Origin of the sequence: Roseovarius sp. (assembly GCF_018066915.1) — a bacterium.
In the GTDB taxonomy this organism is placed as follows: Bacteria; Pseudomonadota; Alphaproteobacteria; order Rhodobacterales; family Rhodobacteraceae; genus Roseovarius.
The window spans coordinates 1-18,581 of the sequence record NZ_JAGPVV010000029.1; the positions used below are offsets into that span (position 1 = coordinate 1).

Consider the following 18,581-nt stretch of genomic DNA (forward strand, 5'->3'; position numbering starts at 1 on the left):
TGGCCGCTGTTCGGCCCTTACCCACAGATGTGTCATGTCAGCCTCTCAGATCATGTCATCCGCGATCACCCGCGCCACCGAGGCACGCGCGCGCATCGCTTGCACAAAGGCGGTGATCTTGGGGAATTGCGCCACGTCCACACCGTCGCCCTCGAGCCAGTTGCACGCCACATAGAGATAGGCATCGGCAAGCGAGACAGTCTCGCCCAACACGAATGGCCCGGTGAGCACGTGGTTTTCGACATAGGCGGCGCTGTCGGTCATGGTCTGCACCGACTTGGCCTTCATATCGTCAAAAGAGCTTTGCTGATCGGCCCACCGATGGCCGCGCATCTTGTGCGCGTGGTTCACATGCATGGTTGAGGCGAGGTAATACATCGCCTCGCGCATCTTGGCGGCCTGATAGGGATCGGTGGGGCGCAATCCGGCCTGCGGCGTGGTGTCGGCGATGTAATCGAGGATCGCGCCGGTTTCGGTCAGGATGCCCTGCTCGGTGATGAGCGTCGGCACCCGCCCTTTGGGATTGATCGCGAGATAGGCGGCGCTGGATTGTTCGCCTGCCCGGAAATCGAGACGCACCGGGTCAAACTCGAGCCCCGCTTCATGCAGCGCGATGACCACCGCAATCGAGATGGTGCCTTTGGCGTAATAGAGTTTCATGGCGCGGCTCCTCTTGTTGTCAGATAAAGGTGCGGGCATGTGCCCGGTCGGGGGTGTCGAGATGGGGCGTGGCGTTGAACGTGCCCAGCATCAGCATGTCATGCACATGCTCTAGCCGGTGCAGCGAACTGTTCATCACCTGCAGCATGACCTTGGCCATGCCCGGAATATCAAGTCCGAGGGCATGGCGCATGACCATGCCGATCACGCCACCCGATGTCACGATCAGGATGCGCCCGTTGTGCTGGCAGATGTCGTCGATCAGGCTGGTGATGCGGGTGGTGAAATGCTCGAAGGTCTCGGGCACATCGTCAAGATCGCCCCGCGCCCAGTGTTCGATCACCTGCGGCAGGTAGCGGGCAAATTCAGTGGCGTCCGCGGGGGCGGGAATCCCGTGCTGCGTCTCGATGGCGCGGGCGAGGGCGAAGTAGCTCAACTCGTCAAGGCGCGGGTCCCGTTCGGTGATCTCATAGCCCATGGCGCGGGCGGTGCCGATCTGCCGGTTGAGGGTGCCGGTGATGACATGGTCGAAATGCGGGTTGGTCCGGGCCAGATGCGCGCCCAGCCATTCGGCCTGCTGCACACCCAGAGGCGACAGCCGGTCATAGCCTGCCTCATCGGTGGCATGGCTGTTGGCCTGCCCGTGCCGCACCAGAATAAGCTCTGCCAAGGTTTCCCTCCCCCGAATTCCGCGCGACGTTAGCGCCGGTTGCGGCGGGGTTAAAGGTGGCGCGCAAAATAATCCGCCCTTTCGTTGGTTGTGCCTTTGACGGTCGGGGAATTGAGGCCTCGGCGATGGCTCTTTGCCTTTCGTGGCGCAAACGCAGGGTTAGGTGTCGGGATTGACGGCCTATGGGATGCAACTGCATGCTTAAAAAAGACCCAAAGCAGGGAGGCACGCTGATGACCGACAAAATCACATTCGTATTGGACGGCCACGAGGTCGAGGCAGAAGCCGGTCAGACGATCTGGGAAGTTGCGAATGGTCGCGGGCTGAAAATTCCGCATCTTTGCCACAAGCCCGCGCCCGGCTACCGCCCCGATGGCAATTGCCGCGCCTGTATGGTCGAAGTTCAGGGCGAGCGGACGCTGGTTGCCTCCTGCATCCGCGAAGCCAAGGCGGGCATGGTGGTCACGACCAATTCCGCGCGCGCAGAATCGGCGCGCAAGATGGTGGTCGAGATGCTCTTGGCCGATCAGCCCGAGCAGGCGCAATCGCATGACCGCTCAAGCCATCTCTGGGACATGGCCGAGGCCAATGGCGTGACCCACAGCCGCTTTCCCAAGCTTGAGAAAGAGCGCATTCCGCTGCTTGATGACACCCATATCGCGATGCGCGTCAATCTGGATGCCTGTATCCAGTGTGGCCTCTGCGTGCGCGCCTGCCGCGAAGTGCAGGTCAATGACGTGATCGGGATGGGCGGGCGCGGGCATGATGCCTATCCGGTGTTCGATCTGGCCGACCCGATGGGGGCCTCGACCTGCGTGGCCTGCGGCGAATGCGTGCAGGCCTGCCCGACCGGGGCCTTGATGCCTGCCACTGTGCTTGACGATCAGCAGCAGGGCGACAGCGCCGATTTCGACGAGGAAGTGAAAAGCATCTGCCCCTTCTGCGGCGTGGGCTGTCAGGTTTCGCTCAAGGTCAAGAATGGCAAGGTCAAATATGTCGAGGGCATCAACGGTCCTGCCAACGAAGGGCGTCTCTGCGTCAAGGGGCGGTTTGGCTTTGACTATATCCACCACCCGCACCGCCTGACCAAGCCGCTCATTCGCCGCGACGATGCGCCCGCCAAGGGGCTCAATGTCGATCCCGGAAACTGGCAGGAAGTCTTCCGCGAGGCCGAATGGGACGAGGCGCTCGATCTGGTCGCCGGCGCGCTCAAGGGTCTCAAGGACACGCATGGCGGCACCAGTGTGGCGGGTTTCGGCAGCGCCAAATGCACCAATGAAGAGGCCTATCTCTTTCAGAAATTCATCCGTCAGGGATTTGGGCACAACAACGTCGACCACTGCACGCGGCTCTGCCATGCCTCTTCCGTGGCGGCGCTGATCGAGAATGTCGGCTCTGGTGCCGTCACGGCGACCTTCAACCAGATCGAGAACGCCGATGTGGCGATCATAATCGGGGCCAACCCGCTCGAGAATCACCCCGTCGCCGCAACCTATTTCAAGCAGTTCACCAAGCGCGGTGGCAAGCTCATCGTGATGGACCCGCGCGGGCAGGGGATGAAGCGCTTTGCCACCCATATGCTGCAATTCCGGCCCGGCGCCGATGTGGCGATGCTGAATGCCATCTGTCATGTGATCGTCGAAGAGGGGCTTTACGACCAGCAGTATATCGCCGCCTTCACCGAGAATTGGGAAGCGGAGAAAAAGCATCTGGCGCAATTCCCGCCCGAGAAGATGGAAGCGATCTGCGGTGTTCCGGCCGAGACCCTGCGCGCCGTTGCGCGTGATTTTGCCACCGCCAAGGCCGGCATGATCTTTTGGGGGATGGGCGTCAGCCAGCATATCCATGGCACCGACAATTCGCGCTGCCTGATCTCACTGGCGCTGATGTGCGGCCATGTGGGCCGCCCCGGCACGGGCCTGCACCCGCTGCGTGGCCAGAACAACGTGCAGGGGGCGTCCGACGCGGGCCTCGTGCCGATGTTCCTGCCCGACTATCAGACCGTGACCGACGACGGCGTGCGCCGCGCCTTTACCGAAGTCTGGCAATCGGGCGACTTCTCGAACCAGAAGGGCCTGACCGTGACCGAGATCATGGATGCGGTCCATGAAGACAAGATCAAGGGCATGTATATTCTGGGTGAAAACCCGGCGATGTCCGATCCTGATGTGGAGCACGCCCGCGATGCTCTGGCCAAGCTCGAGCATCTGGTGGTGCAGGATATTTTCATCACCGAAACGGCGAACTATGCCGATGTGATCCTGCCCGCGAGTGCGTTCTACGAAAAGTCCGGCACTGTCACCAACACCAACCGTCAGGTGCAAATGGGGCGGCGTGCGGTCCCGCCTCCGGGCGAGGCGCGCGAGGATTGGGAGATCACGGTCGACCTCGCCAACCGGATCGGGCTTGATTGGTCCTACGACAGCCCGGCGGATGTCTTTGCCGAGATGAAGGTGAACATGCGCTCGCTCGACAATATCACATGGGAGCGGCTGGAGCGCGAAGGGGCTGTGACCTATCCTTGTAAAGGCCCAGATCAGCCCGGCGAGGCGGTGGTGTTTGGTGACGGGTTCCCGCGTCCTGAAGGACGGGCGAAATTCACCCCGGCGGCGATCATTCCGCCCGACGATGTGCCCGACGCCGAGTATCCGATGGTCCTGACCACGGGACGGCAGCTTGAGCATTGGCACACCGGGTCCATGACCCGCCGCGCCAGCGTGCTCGACGCGGTCGAGCCAGAGGCGAATTGCTCGATGCATCCGGCCACCCTGCGCAAGCTGGGTGTCGAGCCGGGCGGCATGGTGCGCCTGAGCACCAAGCGCGGCTCGATCCGGATCATGGCGCGGGCAGATCGTGCCGTGGCCCCCGATATGGTGTTCCTGCCCTTTGCCTTTGTCGAGGCGGCGGCGAATATCCTCACCAACCCGGCGGTCGATCCCTACGGCAAGATCCCCGAGTTCAAGTTTTCGGCGGTCAAGGTCGAAGCGGCGAACATCGCGGCGGAATGATACGCAGAGCGCCCCGCGCAGGTCGCGGGGCGCAGACGTTCCTGCCGATGGATTTGGCATTTGGCCTCAGGCGATGGCGCGCCTATAGTCGCGCGTGGACATGACCCGAAAACCCGACACCCCCCTGCGCCGTGGCTGGACCACGGGCGCTTGCGCCACCGCCGCGACGCGGGCGGCGCTTAGTTTGTTGTGGGGCGAAGGCAAAGTGCGGCGCGTGCAAATCACCCTGCCACGCGGCGAAACGCCAGAGTTTGACATCGCGCATTACGCCAGCGGCGATGGTTGGGCCGAGGCGGGGGTGATCAAGGATGCGGGCGATGACCCGGATGTGACCCACGGCGCCATGATCATCGCGAGGGTGGCACGCTCGGAGGGGGGCGTGGTCTTTCGCGCGGGCGAGGGCGTGGGGCGTGTCACCATGCCCGGCCTGCCGATCCCGCCCGGCGACCCCGCGATCAACCCGGTGCCGCGTCAGATGATGCAGCACACGGTCGAGGATATGGCCGAGCGCCTGTCGGAAAGCCCGGATATCGAGATCACCGTTTCGGTGCCGGGTGGGGCAGCGCTTGCGCAAAAGACGTGGAATCCGAGGTTGGGCATCAAAGGAGGGCTGTCAATCTTGGGTACCACCGGGATTGTGCGCCCGTTTTCCTGTGCGGCCTGGATCGCGTCGATCCATCGCGGCATCGACGTGGCACGCGAGACGGGGTTGACCCATGTGGCGGGCTGCACCGGGGCCACGAGCGAAAAGGTGGTGCAGGGCCTCTATGGTCTGCCGGATCACGCCATGCTCGATATGGGGGATTTCGCAGGCGGCATGCTCAAGTATCTTGCCCGGCATCCGGTGCCACGCCTGACGGTAGGGGGCGGTATCGGCAAGATGATCAAGCTGGCACAGGGCGCGCGCGATCTGCATTCAGGCCGCAGTCAGGTGGATTTTCCGGGCCTTGCCGAGGCGCTTGGCCTGCCGGACTTGAAATACATGAACACAGCCTTGCAGGCCTATGATTTTGCGGGGGAAAAACTTGCGAATTGGGTGGCGCGTGAAAGCCGCGAGAAGGTGCTGGCGATGCTGCCCGAGGGGGTTGAGGTGGATACTGTCGTGATCGACCGGGCAGGCACGGTGCTGGCGCGGGCGGGGTCGGCATGACGCTTTTGCTGCTGGCGGGCACGGCCGAGGCGCAGCAAGTGGCGCGGCATTTGGCGGACGAAGGGCGCGCGGCGGTGGCCTCGCTCGCCGGGGCGACCCGTGCGCCGCGCGCTATCGGGCTGCCCATGCGAATCGGAGGATTCGGCGGCGATACGGGGTTTCTGCGCTATCTGGCCGAGGCGGGGATCACGGCGGTGCTTGATGCCACGCATCCTTTTGCGGCGCGCATCTCCGAGCGCACGGCGCGGCTCTGTGCGGCCCATGATTTGCCCTATTGCCAGCTCTTGCGCCCGGAATGGGGTCCGGGGGCAGAGGATCGCTGGACAGGGATTGCGGCCGAAGAAGAGGCGGCAGCGCATATTCCAGAGGGGGCCACGGTCTTTCTTGCCACCGGGCGGCAGGGCGTTTCGCGCTTTGCCAATCTCGAGGGTCGCCGCCTGATCTGCCGTGTGGTCGATCCACCCGAGGCCGCCTTTCCCATGCCGAATGGCACCTATATCGTGGGTCGTCCGCCGTTTTCCGTGGAAGATGAGATTGCGCTCTTTACGCGACTTTGTATTGACTGGTTGGTGGTCAAGAATGCAGGCGGGGCCGCGTCCGAGAGCAAATTGGCGGCAGCGCGGGCGTTGAAGCTGCCCGTGGCGATGATCGCTCGCCCGCCGCAGCCTGAGGCCCCCTGCGTGGCGACGGTGGCGGCGGCAATGGAGTGGGTGCGCGCATTATGACCGGACGGATCATCGAAAGTGCTGAGGATGTGGAGGAAGGTGCGGCGCATCTGGCCGCTCTTTGTCCACGCCTGCGCCATGCCTATGATCTGACTGGGCCGCTGCCCCTGCGGCGCAATGCCGACGGGTTTGCAGAGCTGTTGAGTGCGATAGTCAGCCAGCAGGTCAGCGTGGCCTCGGCCAATGCGATCTGGTCGCGGTTGGAACAGGCCGGGTTCGTGGAACCTGCGCGCATTGTTGCAGTCACGGATGACGACCTGCGCGCCGTGGGCCTCAGCCGACAAAAGGCGCGCTATGCCCGCGCCCTTGCCGAGGCGGGGATCGACTATGATGCGCTGCGCGTGGCCCCCACATCCGACGTGATCGCAACCCTCACACAGGTGCCCGGCATCGGCGTCTGGACGGCGGAAATCTATGCGATGTTCAGCTTGGGGCGCGCGGATGTTTTTGCCCCCGGCGATCTTGCCTTGCAAGAGGCGGTGCGCCTGCTCTACGAGCTGCCGGAACGCCCCAAGGAACGGGCGCTGCGGCAGATGGCCGAGGAGTGGTCGCCCTGGCGCGCCGTTGCGGCGCGGCTCTTGTGGGCCTATTACCGGGTGGCCAAAGAGAGGGAAGGGATCAGATGACACGGGTTTTGCAAGCAGGCCGCAAAGCGCCGCAGTCGGGCGAGACACGCTCGGCCGTGGTTTTTCTGCACGGATACGGGGCCAATGGCGCGGATTTGCTGGGGCTGGCCGACCCGCTGGCAGAGCATCTGCCCGATACGCTTTTTGTTGCGCCCGATGCGCCGGAAAGTATCCCGGGCATGCCTTTTGGCCTGCAATGGTTCCCAATCCCGTGGATCGACGGATCGAGCGAGGAAGAGGCGCATCGCGGGCTGATGGCGGCCTCTGACGATCTGAATGCCTTTCTCGATGCGCTGATGGTGGATGAGGATCTCTTGCCCGAACAGGTGGTTCTCTTCGGCTTTTCCCAAGGCACGATGATGGCGCTGCATGTGGCACCCCGGCGCGAGGATGCGCTTGGAGGGGTCGTGGCCTTTTCCGGGCGGCTTCTGTCGCCGGAACTGCTGAGCGATGAGGTGCAGAGCCGCCCGCCCGTGCTGCTGGTGCATGGCGACGCTGATGAAGTGGTGCCGGTGCAATCGCTGCCGCAGGCGGCAGAGGCGTTGCAGGGGGCAGGCTGGCAGGATGTCTATGCCCATATTATGAAGGGCACGGGCCATGGGATCGCGCCCGACGGGCTGTCGGTGGCTCTGGCCTTCATGCGCGACAAACTTGGCCTCTGACGGTTTCCCGCAAATCGCCGCAGGCTTGCCATATTACGGCGGCGCTGATCTGCTAACCTGCGACGGATGAGCAAGGACACGGACAGAATTACCCCGCATCGACGGGCGCTTTCACTTGGCGCACTCTTTGTCGCCGAGATGGTGCTGCTTGTGCTGGGTTATCAGGTGCTGAGCGATCTGGAATGCCGCGCCACCGGGATTGAACTGGCCTGTCGGGGGCTGCGGTTTGTGGCGCTCTGGCTTCTGTGTGCGGGATCGTTGATGGGGATATATCTCTGGGCGCGTCCCGCTGCGCGCACGGATTTTGGCCTTGCTGCTGCGGGTGCGCCGGGCGGATGGGGATGGGCCTTGGTGCATGGCGTTGGCATCGTCGGCATGTTGGCCCCCCTGGTCCTGATCGCGCCCGAGGCGCTGAGCGCCGAGTTTCAGCGCATGTTCCCGCTCGCGGCCTTCGGCGCGCTGATGGCGGCCCTGGGGGGTGTGTTATGGCTCATGCGGCCTATGGCTTGGATCGCGTGGTTGCAGGGGCGCGCCCTGTCCCTTGTCGCGATTGCAGGTTTTGCGGCTGCGTTGCCGGGGGCGGTGGTTCTGGCGGGGCCGCTCTGGAGCGTGCAGGCGATCACGGATGTGACATTTATTGCGGTTTTCCTCTTGCTGCGCCTCTTTGTCGAAGACGTGATCGTGGACCCCACAACCTACGTGATCGGCACGCCGGAATTCCGGGTTATGGTGGCCGATAGCTGTTCGGGGATTGAGGGGTTGGTGCTGATCACCGCCTTTCTGGCCCTCTACGGGGTGCTATTCCGTGACGAATTGCGCCTGCGCCGCTTTGGCCTTGTGATCTGGCCTCTCGCGCTCTTGGTCAGTTGGGTGTTCAACGCGGTGCGGATCACGGTGCTGATCCTGATCGGGGTGCATGTCTCGCCTGAGCTTGCGGTCAATGGCTTTCACAGCTTTGCCGGGTGGTTGATGTTCACCGCGCTGTCGATCGGGGTGTTGGTTGTTGTCGGGCGCAGTGGCTATGCGCTCCAGGCGGCGGCGGTGCCACGGGTGCGCAGCGTGGCCCCGCTGGCCGAGGATGATGTGGCCGGGCGCATCCTGCCGTTTATCGTGTTTGCCCTGTCGGGCTTGATCGCACAGGCGTTTTGGAGCGAGCCCGCCTTGGCCTATCCGGTGCAGGTGGGCATGATGCTGGCCGCGCTCTGGTGGGTGCGGGGTACGGTGCTGCGCCATCTGGCGTGGCCTTCGGGGCTGTCGGTTGTCGCGGGCGGAGTGGTCGGGGTAGCGTGGATCATCACCGCGCCCCCGGCAGAGCCGCCCTCAGAGGTGCTCTTGTCGCTTGGGGCAGGGGCCTTTGCCCTTTGGGCGGGCCTGCGGATATTGGGCACCGTGGCGCTTGTGCCGGTGATCGAAGAGCTGTTCTTTCGGGGTTATGTGCAAGCGCGGCTGGATCGGGGGACCGTCTTGAGCCGGATCATCGCGATTGCTGTCTCGGCTGGCCTCTTCGCCCTCGTCCATGGTCGCTGGGTCGAAGCGGGGCTGGCCGGCGTGATTTTTTCCTTTGTTTACATGCGCAATGGGCGGCTGGCTGATGCCATGGCCGCCCATGCTGTTGCCAATGCTGTTATCGCAGCCGTCGCCCTTTGGAGGGGGGATTGGGCGCTGATCTGACAGGTAAGGTCAGTTCCGCGCGCGACGGCGTTTGATTTCCCAAGCAAGGACAAGGGCCGCGAGAACGACCGCGATGGCAAGGGTGCCACTGGCGGCGTCCATTTCCGGCACGGAGGAGGTCGACGTTGAGCCGCCGCTCGTTGTCGTGCCACCGTACCAGCCATTCCAGAACCAATCAAACATCGGTCATCTCCGTTATATCTCTTATTCAAACTCTTACCGCACATATGCCAGATTTTCGACACATTTCAAGCCGCCCCCCTCAGTAATGCGGTATTTGGAAACGAACCGCGTCGAAAGGACGCTTTGTTTCCGAGGTGGGGGCGGAGATGCCAAAACGATGAGCAGTTTATCCGGTCACCGCGCTATCGCTCTGATAAGTCGCTGAGAATCACTCTGCTGCGCGCAGGGGAGACCCCTCTACGCGCGTCGCTGAGTCGGCTTTTTCTTCATTTGATGCAGCGGTTTGGCGGACTTGAGCAGAGGATTTTTCATGCTCGTCGGGCCAGACGATTTCCGAGTGCGCAAGCCGGCTTGCGGTGCGGGCGAGGGCCCAATCCTGAGCGGCACGGCTGGAGCGGCCGAGCGAGAGCTTGGCCAGAAGCTGCGCGCCCCAGAGGGCGTAGGTGCCGAGCCACACCCGCAGGGCCAGCATCGCGGGGGTGAAGACCAGCGTGAGCACGGTTGCGATGCCGAGGCCGAACACCACGGCGGTCGCAAGCTGCTTCCACCACAAAGCTGTTGGACTATCAAAGGCATAGCCGCCATTCACAAAGTCGAGGCTGAGCCCGAACATCATCGGCGCAAGCCCCGCCATGGTGGTGATCGTGGTCAAAAGCACCGGGCGGATGCGATCCTGCGCGGTGCGGGTGATGGCCTCGATCTGGGGCATGTAGCGGGCGTATTCCTGAAAAGTGTCAATCAAAACAATGTTGTTGTTCACCACGATCCCCGCGAGGGCGACGATGCCGGTGCCGGTCATGATGATCGAAAAGGGCTGATCCATCACGAGCATGCCGATGAGCACGCCCGTGGTCGAGAGCACGACCGCCAAGAGAACCAGTACCGCGTTGTAAACGCTGTTGAATTGCGCCAAGAGGATGATGAACATCAGGCCAAGCGCGCCGACGAAAGCCTGTTGCAGGAACGCGCCGGATTCGGCCTGATCCTCGGCATCGCCGGTCCATTCATAGCTGATACCGGGCGGCAGAACGCCTGATTCGAGCCATTCGGTCAGATGTGTTATCCGTTCGTTCGCTGTGATCGGAACCTTACGGTCTGTAAGGTCCGAGGCGGATTGTGTAACGAATTCGCCGTCCTTGACCGCCGCCTTGATGTCAAAAAACCGGGTTTGGTCTATGCGGTCGATCTGGGCCAGTTGCTTGACCGGTTTACGGGTGACGAAATTCGACAGGGGCACCAGCCCATCGTCGGTGCGCACCTTGAGGCTGTCGAGGGTCGAGAGCACGCGGTCCTGATCGGGCAGGCGGACACGGATCTCGATTTCCTCGTCGCTGCTGTCCACGCGCATGGTGTCGAGCAGGATGCCGCGCGTCACAAGTTGCACCATGGCACCGACGGTGGCGACATCGGCCCCAAAGCGACCGGCCTTTTCGACATCGACGTCGATCTGCCAGTCGATGCCGGGCAGGGGCAAGGTATCCTCGATCTGATGCAGGCCCTCGGTCGCGTCGAACTGCTGGCGCGCCACCTCGGTAAAGGCGATGAGATCGTCCCAATTGTCGCTCTTGAGGCGCAGATGCACCGGCTTGGCCGAGGCGGGACCACGGGATTGGGCGAGGACCTCGAACTTGATGCCGGGGACCTGTTCGAGTTCTGCGCTGAGTTCGGCAATCACGGCATCGCCGTCGAATTCCGCCGCCACGACATCGCGCGACACGGTCAGGTCGATGAGCGGGATGGTGAACCATGGTTCCCGTTCTTGCGGGCGATCCTCCCACGCGATGGTTTCAAACTGAATCTGGCCGATGGTATCGCGTGGCGGCTGCGCGCCGCCGGTGTTGGTATCAAGCCCGCCATCCCCGGCAAAGGCAAAGGCGGTCTGGATGCCGGGATGGGCGCGGATGATATCCTCGACCTGTTTGACCAACTGATCCTTTTGGTCAATCGACAGGTTGCCGCGCCCGCGCACATAGACGATGCCGCGCTCTGGTTCGCTATCGACGAAGAATTCGGTGCCGTTGTTGTTGTTGATGTAGAACATGAGCACAGAGCCCACGAGCACGAAAATCGCACCAAAAGCCACCAGCGGCATGACCGGATTGCCCGCGATGGCATGGATCACCCAGCCAAAGGCCGAGCGTTGATAGCCACCCTGCACCCGTTCGCGGCGCGGGGGCAGCCAGCGGTGCCGCGCCGCATTCAGGAGTTTGCCAAAGCGGCGCGGAATGGCCACGAGCGCCAGCAGCGTGGCGACAACCCCCGAGAGGCCCACCGCCATCAGCAGCGAAACCCCCAGCATGAGGCCAAAGATCGTTGTCAGCACTGGCACGACCGAGCCGAGGATGCGCGTGCCGTCCATGCCGGAAAATTGCGCGCGCACCTCATTGAGCAGGGCGGGTGCCACTTGACCGGCCACAAGGGCCGCGCCGATGGCCACCGGAAAGAGCAGCACGTGCCAGAGCCAGAAGCCACCAGCGATCTGGTCGGTGCGGGCGTTGAACCAGCGCTCCAGCCGCCCGGTGACACCGCCCAGAACGGGCAGATAGACAAGCGCCACCAAGAGCGAGGCGGAGAGCACGAAAATCAGTGTGACGGGCAACATGCCCATGAATTGCCCCGGGATACCGGGCCAGAAGAGCATCGGCAGAAAGGCGCAGAGCGTCGTTGCGGTCGAACTGACCACGGGCCAGAACATCCGTTTGGCGGCACCCACATAGGCGGTCATCGGTCCTTCGCCCTCTTCGATGCGCTTGTCGGCGTATTCCACCACGACAATGGCCCCATCGACCAGCATCCCCACCGCGAGGATGAGGCCGAACATCACGATATTCGATATGGCGACCCCCATGACCGCAAGAAGCGCGAAGCAGAGGAGAAAGGAGGTGGGAATGGAAAAGCCCACCAGCAGCGCGGGCCGAATACCCAAGGCGGCCAGTGTGACGATCATCACCAGGGCGATGGCGGTGAGAACCGAGCCTTCGAGCTGGCTGACCATGGAGGCGACAGTGCTGGATTGATCGTTGGAGGTGCCGACGCTGACGGCGACCTGCAAATCCTCGGGCCAGGTCTTTTCCGCCTCAGCCACGGCGGCGCGCACGAGGTCCGCGGTCTCGATGATGTTGAAGCCTTTGCGCTTGACCACCTGAAGGGCGACGGTCGTCTCGCCGTTGAAGCGCGCGGTGCCAAGCCGGTCCTCGAAGGTGAGGTTGATCGTCGCCAGATCCCCCAGCCGCACGATGCGGTCGCCATTGGTCTTGACCGGCAGGTTGTAGAAATCGCTGGTATCCTCAAACGAGGACGGGATCTTGACTGCGAAGGTGCCTTGGGTGGTGTCGACCTCGCCTGCCGCAATCAGTTGGTTGTTGTTCTGCACCACGTTGATGAGATCAAGCGCGGTGACGTTATACGCCTCAAGGCGCAGCGGGTCGATGATGACCTCGAGCATTTCCTCGCGATTGCCCGCGATGCCCGCCTCGAGCACCGGTTCCAGCCCTTCGAGCGTGTCCTGAAGGTCATTTGCCAGCCGCGACATGGTGCGTTCGGGCACCGGGCCAGAGAGGTTGACGATGATGATCGGGAACTCGCTGAAATTCACCTCGTTCAGGGTGTATTTCTCGGCCCCTTCCGGGAAATCAGCCTCGGCGGTGTCCATCGCGTCGCGCACATCGGCGAGGGTCTTGGTCTTGTCCCAGCCGAATTCGAATTCGAGCGCCACGCCGCCGTAATTCTCGGCGGCGGTGCCGGTCATTTTCTTGAGCCCGTCAAGGTCGCTCAGTTCGGTTTCCATCACCTTGACGAGAAGTTTCTCGCTGTCTTCGGCGGAGATGCCGGGGAATGGGACCGAGATGAAGAGGGCGGGCACCTCGATGTCGGGCTCGCCTTCCTTGGGCAGGCTGACATAGGCCATGGTGCCGGCAAGGACCGAGAGCACGATGAAGGCCAGCACCATCCGGGCGCGGGCGGCGGCCCAATCAACGAGGCCGGTCATTGGCCCAACTCCTGAAACACAGGGTCAACAGGCACGCCATCGGTGACGTAATCCTGTCCGATCACGATCACATCGGCACTGTCGGGCAGGCCGGTGATCCAGACGCCCGAAGGCGTGTCGCGCAAAAGCTCGACCGGGACGAATTGCGCGCGGCTCTCGGGGCCGACGATGCGCAGGCCCAAGGTGCCCTCGTCATCAAGGGTGAGGGCCGATTGCGGCAAGAGATGCGCGCGTTTGCCCGCGGCGCCAATCAGGATTTCGGCGGTTTCCCCGTCGCGCAGAGAGAGGTCCGGATTGGGCACTGTCACTTCGACGCGAAAGGTGCGGGTGACGTCATCGGCTGAGCGCGCGACGAAGGTCACGCGCCCCTCGACCATGCGGCCCGAGGCCATGCGGATGCGCGCGGGGGCGTCCATCTCGACGCGTGCCACCTGCATTTCGGACACGAAGCCGACCATGGTGATCGGGTCGAGTTGCAGCACGGTGGCGCAGAGCGCGCCGGGTTGCAGCAGGCTGCCGATTTCGGCGGTGTCGGTGTCGAGCACGCCATTGAACGGGGCGATGATCGAGAGGCGATTGATTTCCGTTTCGGCGGCGGCGACGGCGGCATGGGCGGATTCGATCCCGGCGCGCGCGGCCTCAAGGCCAGAGGTGGCCGATTGCACCGCCGCCTGCGCCGAACTGACCGCGGCGCGGGTGGCGGCGACGCGGGTTTGCGAAGCGAAGCCGCTCTCGATCAGGTTCTCGGCGGCGTTTGCGTTGATTTGCGCCTCTTCGAGTTGGGCGCGGGCCTCGTTGGCGCGGGCCTCGGCCTCGGGGATGCGGGTCTGGGCCTCGGTCAGGCGGGCGCGGGCCTCGGCCAAGGCGGCCTCGCGTGCGGCGGGATCAAGGCGGCAGAGGATGTCGCCTTGGGCCACCATATGGCCTTTGCGCAGCGGCTCGTTGATGACGAGGCCAGAGGTTTCGGCGCGCAATTCGACGATGCGGTCGGCCTCGGAGCGGCCGCGCACGACGACGGCGCTGTCCACTTCGCGGGCTTGGGAGTGGAGGGCCACGACGCGCATGATCGGTTCGGCCTCTGGCGCCGTTTCGGGCAGCGGCTCGGCGGTTTGCGGGTCGGGGGCGGGAAGAAAGCGGTCATGCTCGAAAACGACCACATAGACAAAGGCAGAAACCACAAGGGCGATGAGAACAGGAAGCAACCGCATTTATCTACCTTCGGGCCATGAGGCGTGGCGGGGCCGGGGGTGGGCTTGGCCTGCGGGTCTTGGCCCATACTCCCGTCTACAGACTTACGCTAAACTAACCGGTTCAGATTAATCTTTTCTGATGCCTGCTGCAAGCGCGCCCTTGCGTCGGGGGTGCAGCGCCCCTTGGCAGGGGCGGGGCTTCGGGGTAAGAGGGGCAAAATTCAAGGGGGGCGCGGCGTGAGCAACACCGACAGTTTCATCGACGAAGTCACCGAAGAGGTGCGCCGCGACCGGCTATTCGGGTTGATGCGCCGCTATGGCTGGATCGCGGTTCTGGCGATCCTGTTGCTGGTGGGCGGTGCCGCGTGGAACGAATGGCGCAAGGCGCAGGACCGCGCCGCCGCACAGGCGCTTGGCGATGCGGTGCTGGCAGCCTTGGCGACGGAAGATCGGGCGGCACGGGCTGCGGCCCTTGATGCGATCACGGCACCGGGCGCGCAGGCGGCATCGGTGATTGCCCTCCTGGCGGCCGCAGAGGAAGCGGCAGACAGCCCCGAGGCGGCGGCGCAGCGGTTGCTGGCGCTTGCGGATCGGTCGGATGTGGAGGCGGTCTATCGCGATATTGCCACGCTCAAGGCGGTGATGTTGCCCGGTTCGGGGCTTGATGCCGAGGCGCGGCGCGGCCGGTTGAACGGTTTGGCCCTGAGCGGCGGGGTTCTGCGGCTATTGGCCGAGGAGCAACTGGCGCTGATCGACCTTGAAACCGGCAATCGCGAGGCGGCGCTCGAACGCTTGGCTGCGATTGCAAGCGATGCCGAGGCCACGATGGGCTTGCGCAGGCGGGTGACACAAGTGATTGTGGCCTTGGGCGAAGAATTGCCCGACCTGCCAGAACCGGTTTCCGGTGTCGTGCCGGTGGGTGAATGACAAAGGCCACGCCGGGCCAGAGGCCCACGTGGGTCGCGAGCGCGGCAAGAGGCGAAGAGTGAGGGCAAGAGCAGTGAAACCGAACGGATTGATCCTTGGGCTGGTTGCAGTCCTCGCGCTGACGGCCTGCACCAAGAAGACACAGATTCTGAGCGGTGAACGCGAGGGAATTCGCGAGGTTCTCCAGAGCGAGGCGGCACGGGCCCAAGCCAGCGTAACGCCGGAAAATCAGGTGCTGCCGGTCTCGTTGCCTGCGGCCACGGTCAATGCGGAGTGGCGGCAGCGGATCGGGACGCCGGGAACCCGCACCGCCCATCCCGCGCTGTCGCGCGCGCCGCAACTGGCGTGGTCGGTCAATATCGGGCAGGGCGACGGGCGGCGGGTGCGGATCACCGCAGACCCCGTGGTGGCCGAGGGGCGCATCTTTACACTGGATGCCGAAGCCAAGGTAGCGGCGGTCTCGACCACGGGTCAACTGCTCTGGACGCGGGATATCACCCCGGCCAACGACAATTCGGACAATGCCAGCGGCGGTGGTCTGGCCTATGGCGATGGCAAGCTCTTTGTTTCGTCCGCCTTTGGCAAGCTCACGGCGATTGACCCGGCCAGTGGCGGCGTGATCTGGGAGCAGGAATTGGGCGCGCCCGGCAGCGGCACGCCGGCGGTGCTCGACGGGCTGGTCTATGTTGTCTCGGGCGATGATGTGGCCTGGGCAATCGAGACCGACACCGGGCGCATTGCCTGGCAGTTGAGCGGCACACCCGACATTCACAATGTTCTGGGCGGTCCGGCCCCGGCCATCACCGACAAATACGTGGTCTTTGCCTTTGGTGCGGGGGAATTGCAGGGTGCGTTCCGCCGGGGCGGTCTGCGTCTCTGGGATGCGCAGGTTGCGGGCGAGCGTCTGGGTGTGGCGAGCGCGCGGGTGGATGACATCACCGGCGATCCGGTGGTCGTGGGCGACCGCATCTATACCGGCAGCCATTCGGGGCGCACCGTGGCGCTGAGCCTTGGCAGCGGCAATCGCCTCTGGACGGCCGAAGAAGGCCCGCTCAACCCGGTCTGGCCTGCGGGCGACTCGGTTTTCATGGTCACGGATCGCAACGAGTTGGTGCGCCTTTCGACCGAGGACGGCACGCGCATCTGGGGGCATGAATTGCCGCTCTTTTCGGATCGCAAGCCCAAGAGGCAGGCCGAGATCGTGGGCCATTTCGGCCCTGTTCTGGCGGGTGGTCAGTTGATCCTTGCCTCGGGTGACGGGCAGTTGCGGTTCTTTGATCCGGCCTCGGGGCAGATGACGGGCGCGCGCGATTTGCCGGGCGGGGCCACGTCCAACCCGGTGGTTGCGGGGAACACGCTCTATGTCGTGTCGAAAAAGGGTCAATTGCTGGCTTTCCGTTGATCGTGTGTTCCTGTATCAGGGCGACTTGATCCGTATCGGAGCCTGAGCCATGACCTTTTCTCTCGCCATCGTGGGCCGTCCCAATGTTGGCAAATCGACGCTGTTCAACCGGCTGGTGGGCAAGCGTCTGGCCTTGGTCGACAACCAGCCCGGTGTGACGCGCGACCTGCGTGAGGGCGCGGCGCGTTTGGGCGACTTGCGGTTCACGGTGATTGATACGGCGGGTCTGGAAGATGCCACCGACGAGAGCCTTCAGGGCCGTATGCGCAAGCTGACCGAGCGCGCGGTTGATATGGCTGATGTTTGCCTGTTCCTGATCGACGCACGCACGGGTGTGACGCCCATGGACGAGACCCTTGCGGAAATTCTGCGCAAACGCTCGGCGCATGTGATCCTTGCGGCCAACAAGGCCGAAGGTTCAGCGGCGGATGCGGGGGTGATCGAGGCCTGGGGTCTGGGTCTGGGTGAGCCTATTCGCATGTCGGCGGAGCATGGCGAGGGGCTGAATGATCTCTACGCACAACTGATGCCGCTGTCCGATGCCTTTGAGGCGCGCGCCGAGGCGGAGGCGCCAGAGGTGGATGTCTCGCTCGATGAGGATATCGAGGACGACGAGGATGTCAGCTATCGCAAGCCCACCGAGGCGCGCCCGATGCAAGTGGCGGTGGTGGGACGGCCCAATGCCGGGAAATCGACGCTGATCAACAAGATCCTTGGCGAGGAGCGGCTCTTGACCGGGCCGGAAGCCGGGATCACGCGGGATGCGATTTCGCTGCGCATCGACTGGGACGGGATGCCGGTGCGGATTTTCGACACGGCGGGCATGCGCAAGAAGGCCAAGGTGCAGGACAAGCTGGAAAAGCTGTCGGTGTCGGACGGTCTGCGCGCGGTGAAATTCGCCGAGGTGGTCGTGGTTCTGCTTGATGCCGCGATTCCCTTTGAGCAGCAGGATTTGCGGATCGCCGATCTGGCCGAGCGCGAGGGGCGCGCGGTGGTGGTGGCGATCAACAAATGGGACATGGAACCCGACAAGAGCGACAAGATCCGCGAATTGCGCGAGGCGTTCGAGCGGCTCTTGCCGCAGTTGCGCGGAGCACCTCTCGTCACGGTGTCGGCCAAGACCGGCAAGGGGCTGGACCGGCTGCGCGATGCGGTGGCCAAGGCGCATGAGGTGTGGAACCGGCGCGTGACCACGGCGCAATTGAACCGCTGGCTGATCGGCATGCTGGAGCAGCATCCGCCGCCCGCGCCGGGCGGTCGCCGGGTCAAGCTGCGCTACATGACGCAGGCCAAGACGCGGCCACCGGGCTTCGTGGTCATGTGCAGCCATCCCGACAAGCTGCCCGAGAGCTATTCGCGCTATCTGGTGAACGGGCTGCGCGCCGATTTCGACATGCCGGGCACGCCCATCCGTCTTTATTTCCGCAGTCAGGCGGATCGCAACCCCTACAAGAGCAAGAAAAAGGCGGGGCCGTCGAGCCTGCGCAAGCATCTGACGGGCCGCGCGAGCGACTGAACCGGGGCAAGGCGGGCCTGCGCGGAAAATCCTGCGCGGCCCCTCTTGCATTCATGCGGGGCGAGGTCACATCTGCGTCACATCAAGACTGTTATTCCTCTGTTATCCCTCTGTGGCAAGGAGGCTGACGTGACCGAAACCCCCGATCAGGCCGCGCTGCGCGCGTTTCTCAAGCCCTATACCGCCAAGAGCGATTTGCGCGG

The 18,581-nt window shown here is 63.8% G+C and carries 14 protein-coding genes; 9 read left to right on the plus strand and 5 right to left on the minus strand.

Annotated features, from left to right (window positions below; all coding sequences use genetic code 11):
• Positions 1 to 45 precede the first annotated feature (45 nt).
• Positions 46 to 660, minus strand: a complete 615-nt coding sequence (locus KBT70_RS01665) for a glutathione S-transferase family protein (protein WP_296628021.1) — start codon at positions 658 to 660, stop codon at positions 46 to 48.
• Between the two features lie 19 nt (positions 661 to 679).
• Positions 680 to 1,330, minus strand: coding sequence for a histidine phosphatase family protein (locus KBT70_RS01670; protein ID WP_296628022.1), 651 nt, complete (start codon positions 1,328 to 1,330; stop codon positions 680 to 682).
• A 233-nt stretch (positions 1,331 to 1,563) separates the two neighbouring features.
• Here KBT70_RS01670 and fdhF point away from each other — a divergent pair, with 233 nt between their 5' ends.
• The 6 genes from fdhF (at position 1,564) to xrtE (ending at position 9,172) form a co-directional block, all read left to right on the plus strand.
• Complete coding sequence (gene fdhF / locus KBT70_RS01675) at positions 1,564 to 4,338, plus strand: formate dehydrogenase subunit alpha (protein WP_296628024.1); 2,775 nt, start codon at positions 1,564 to 1,566, stop codon at positions 4,336 to 4,338.
• A 100-nt stretch (positions 4,339 to 4,438) separates the two neighbouring features.
• Positions 4,439 to 5,488: a cobalt-precorrin-5B (C(1))-methyltransferase gene (locus KBT70_RS01680; protein ID WP_296628026.1), complete on the plus strand. Its 1,050-nt coding sequence runs from the start codon at positions 4,439 to 4,441 to the stop codon at positions 5,486 to 5,488.
• Complete coding sequence (locus KBT70_RS01685; protein ID WP_296628028.1) at positions 5,485 to 6,213, plus strand: cobalt-precorrin-6A reductase; 729 nt, start codon at positions 5,485 to 5,487, stop codon at positions 6,211 to 6,213. The genes KBT70_RS01680 and KBT70_RS01685 overlap by 4 nt, the downstream gene beginning before the upstream one ends.
• Positions 6,210 to 6,839 carry a DNA-3-methyladenine glycosylase gene (locus KBT70_RS01690; protein WP_296628030.1) on the plus strand — a complete coding sequence of 210 codons (630 nt, stop codon included), beginning with the start codon at positions 6,210 to 6,212 and terminating at the stop codon, positions 6,837 to 6,839. The genes KBT70_RS01685 and KBT70_RS01690 overlap by 4 nt, the downstream gene beginning before the upstream one ends.
• Entirely contained in the window at positions 6,836 to 7,501 is a 666-nt protein-coding gene (locus KBT70_RS01695) for an alpha/beta fold hydrolase (RefSeq protein WP_296628032.1), read from the plus strand. Before KBT70_RS01690 ends, KBT70_RS01695 begins: the two co-directional genes overlap by 4 nt.
• A 66-nt stretch (positions 7,502 to 7,567) precedes the next feature.
• Positions 7,568 to 9,172, plus strand: a complete 1,605-nt coding sequence (xrtE, locus tag KBT70_RS01700; protein WP_296628034.1) for an exosortase E/protease, VPEID-CTERM system — start codon at positions 7,568 to 7,570, stop codon at positions 9,170 to 9,172.
• Between the two features lie 9 nt (positions 9,173 to 9,181).
• On the opposite strand, the gene KBT70_RS01705 is transcribed toward xrtE, so the two are convergent.
• From KBT70_RS01705 to KBT70_RS01715, 3 genes are all read right to left on the minus strand, one after another.
• Positions 9,182 to 9,355, minus strand: coding sequence for a VPEID-CTERM sorting domain-containing protein (locus KBT70_RS01705; protein WP_296628036.1), 174 nt, complete (start codon positions 9,353 to 9,355; stop codon positions 9,182 to 9,184).
• Between the two features lie 208 nt (positions 9,356 to 9,563).
• Positions 9,564 to 13,343 carry an efflux RND transporter permease subunit gene (locus KBT70_RS01710; RefSeq protein ID WP_296628038.1) on the minus strand — a complete coding sequence of 1,260 codons (3,780 nt, stop codon included), beginning with the start codon at positions 13,341 to 13,343 and terminating at the stop codon, positions 9,564 to 9,566.
• A complete protein-coding gene (locus tag KBT70_RS01715) occupies positions 13,340 to 14,551 on the minus strand; it encodes an efflux RND transporter periplasmic adaptor subunit (RefSeq protein ID WP_296628041.1) in 1,212 nt (403 codons plus the stop codon). Before KBT70_RS01715 ends, KBT70_RS01710 begins: the two co-directional genes overlap by 4 nt.
• Positions 14,552 to 14,770: 219 nt before the next feature.
• Here KBT70_RS01715 and KBT70_RS01720 point away from each other — a divergent pair, with 219 nt between their 5' ends.
• From KBT70_RS01720 to der, 3 genes are all read left to right on the plus strand, one after another.
• Positions 14,771 to 15,460 carry a hypothetical protein gene (locus tag KBT70_RS01720; RefSeq protein WP_296628043.1) on the plus strand — a complete coding sequence of 230 codons (690 nt, stop codon included), beginning with the start codon at positions 14,771 to 14,773 and terminating at the stop codon, positions 15,458 to 15,460.
• 73 nt (positions 15,461 to 15,533) lie between these two features.
• Positions 15,534 to 16,862 carry a PQQ-like beta-propeller repeat protein gene (locus tag KBT70_RS01725; protein ID WP_296628045.1) on the plus strand — a complete coding sequence of 443 codons (1,329 nt, stop codon included), beginning with the start codon at positions 15,534 to 15,536 and terminating at the stop codon, positions 16,860 to 16,862.
• A 49-nt stretch (positions 16,863 to 16,911) separates the two neighbouring features.
• Positions 16,912 to 18,378, plus strand: coding sequence for a ribosome biogenesis GTPase Der (gene der / locus KBT70_RS01730; RefSeq protein WP_296628047.1), 1,467 nt, complete (start codon positions 16,912 to 16,914; stop codon positions 18,376 to 18,378).
• The last annotated feature ends 203 nt before the right edge of the window (positions 18,379 to 18,581 follow it).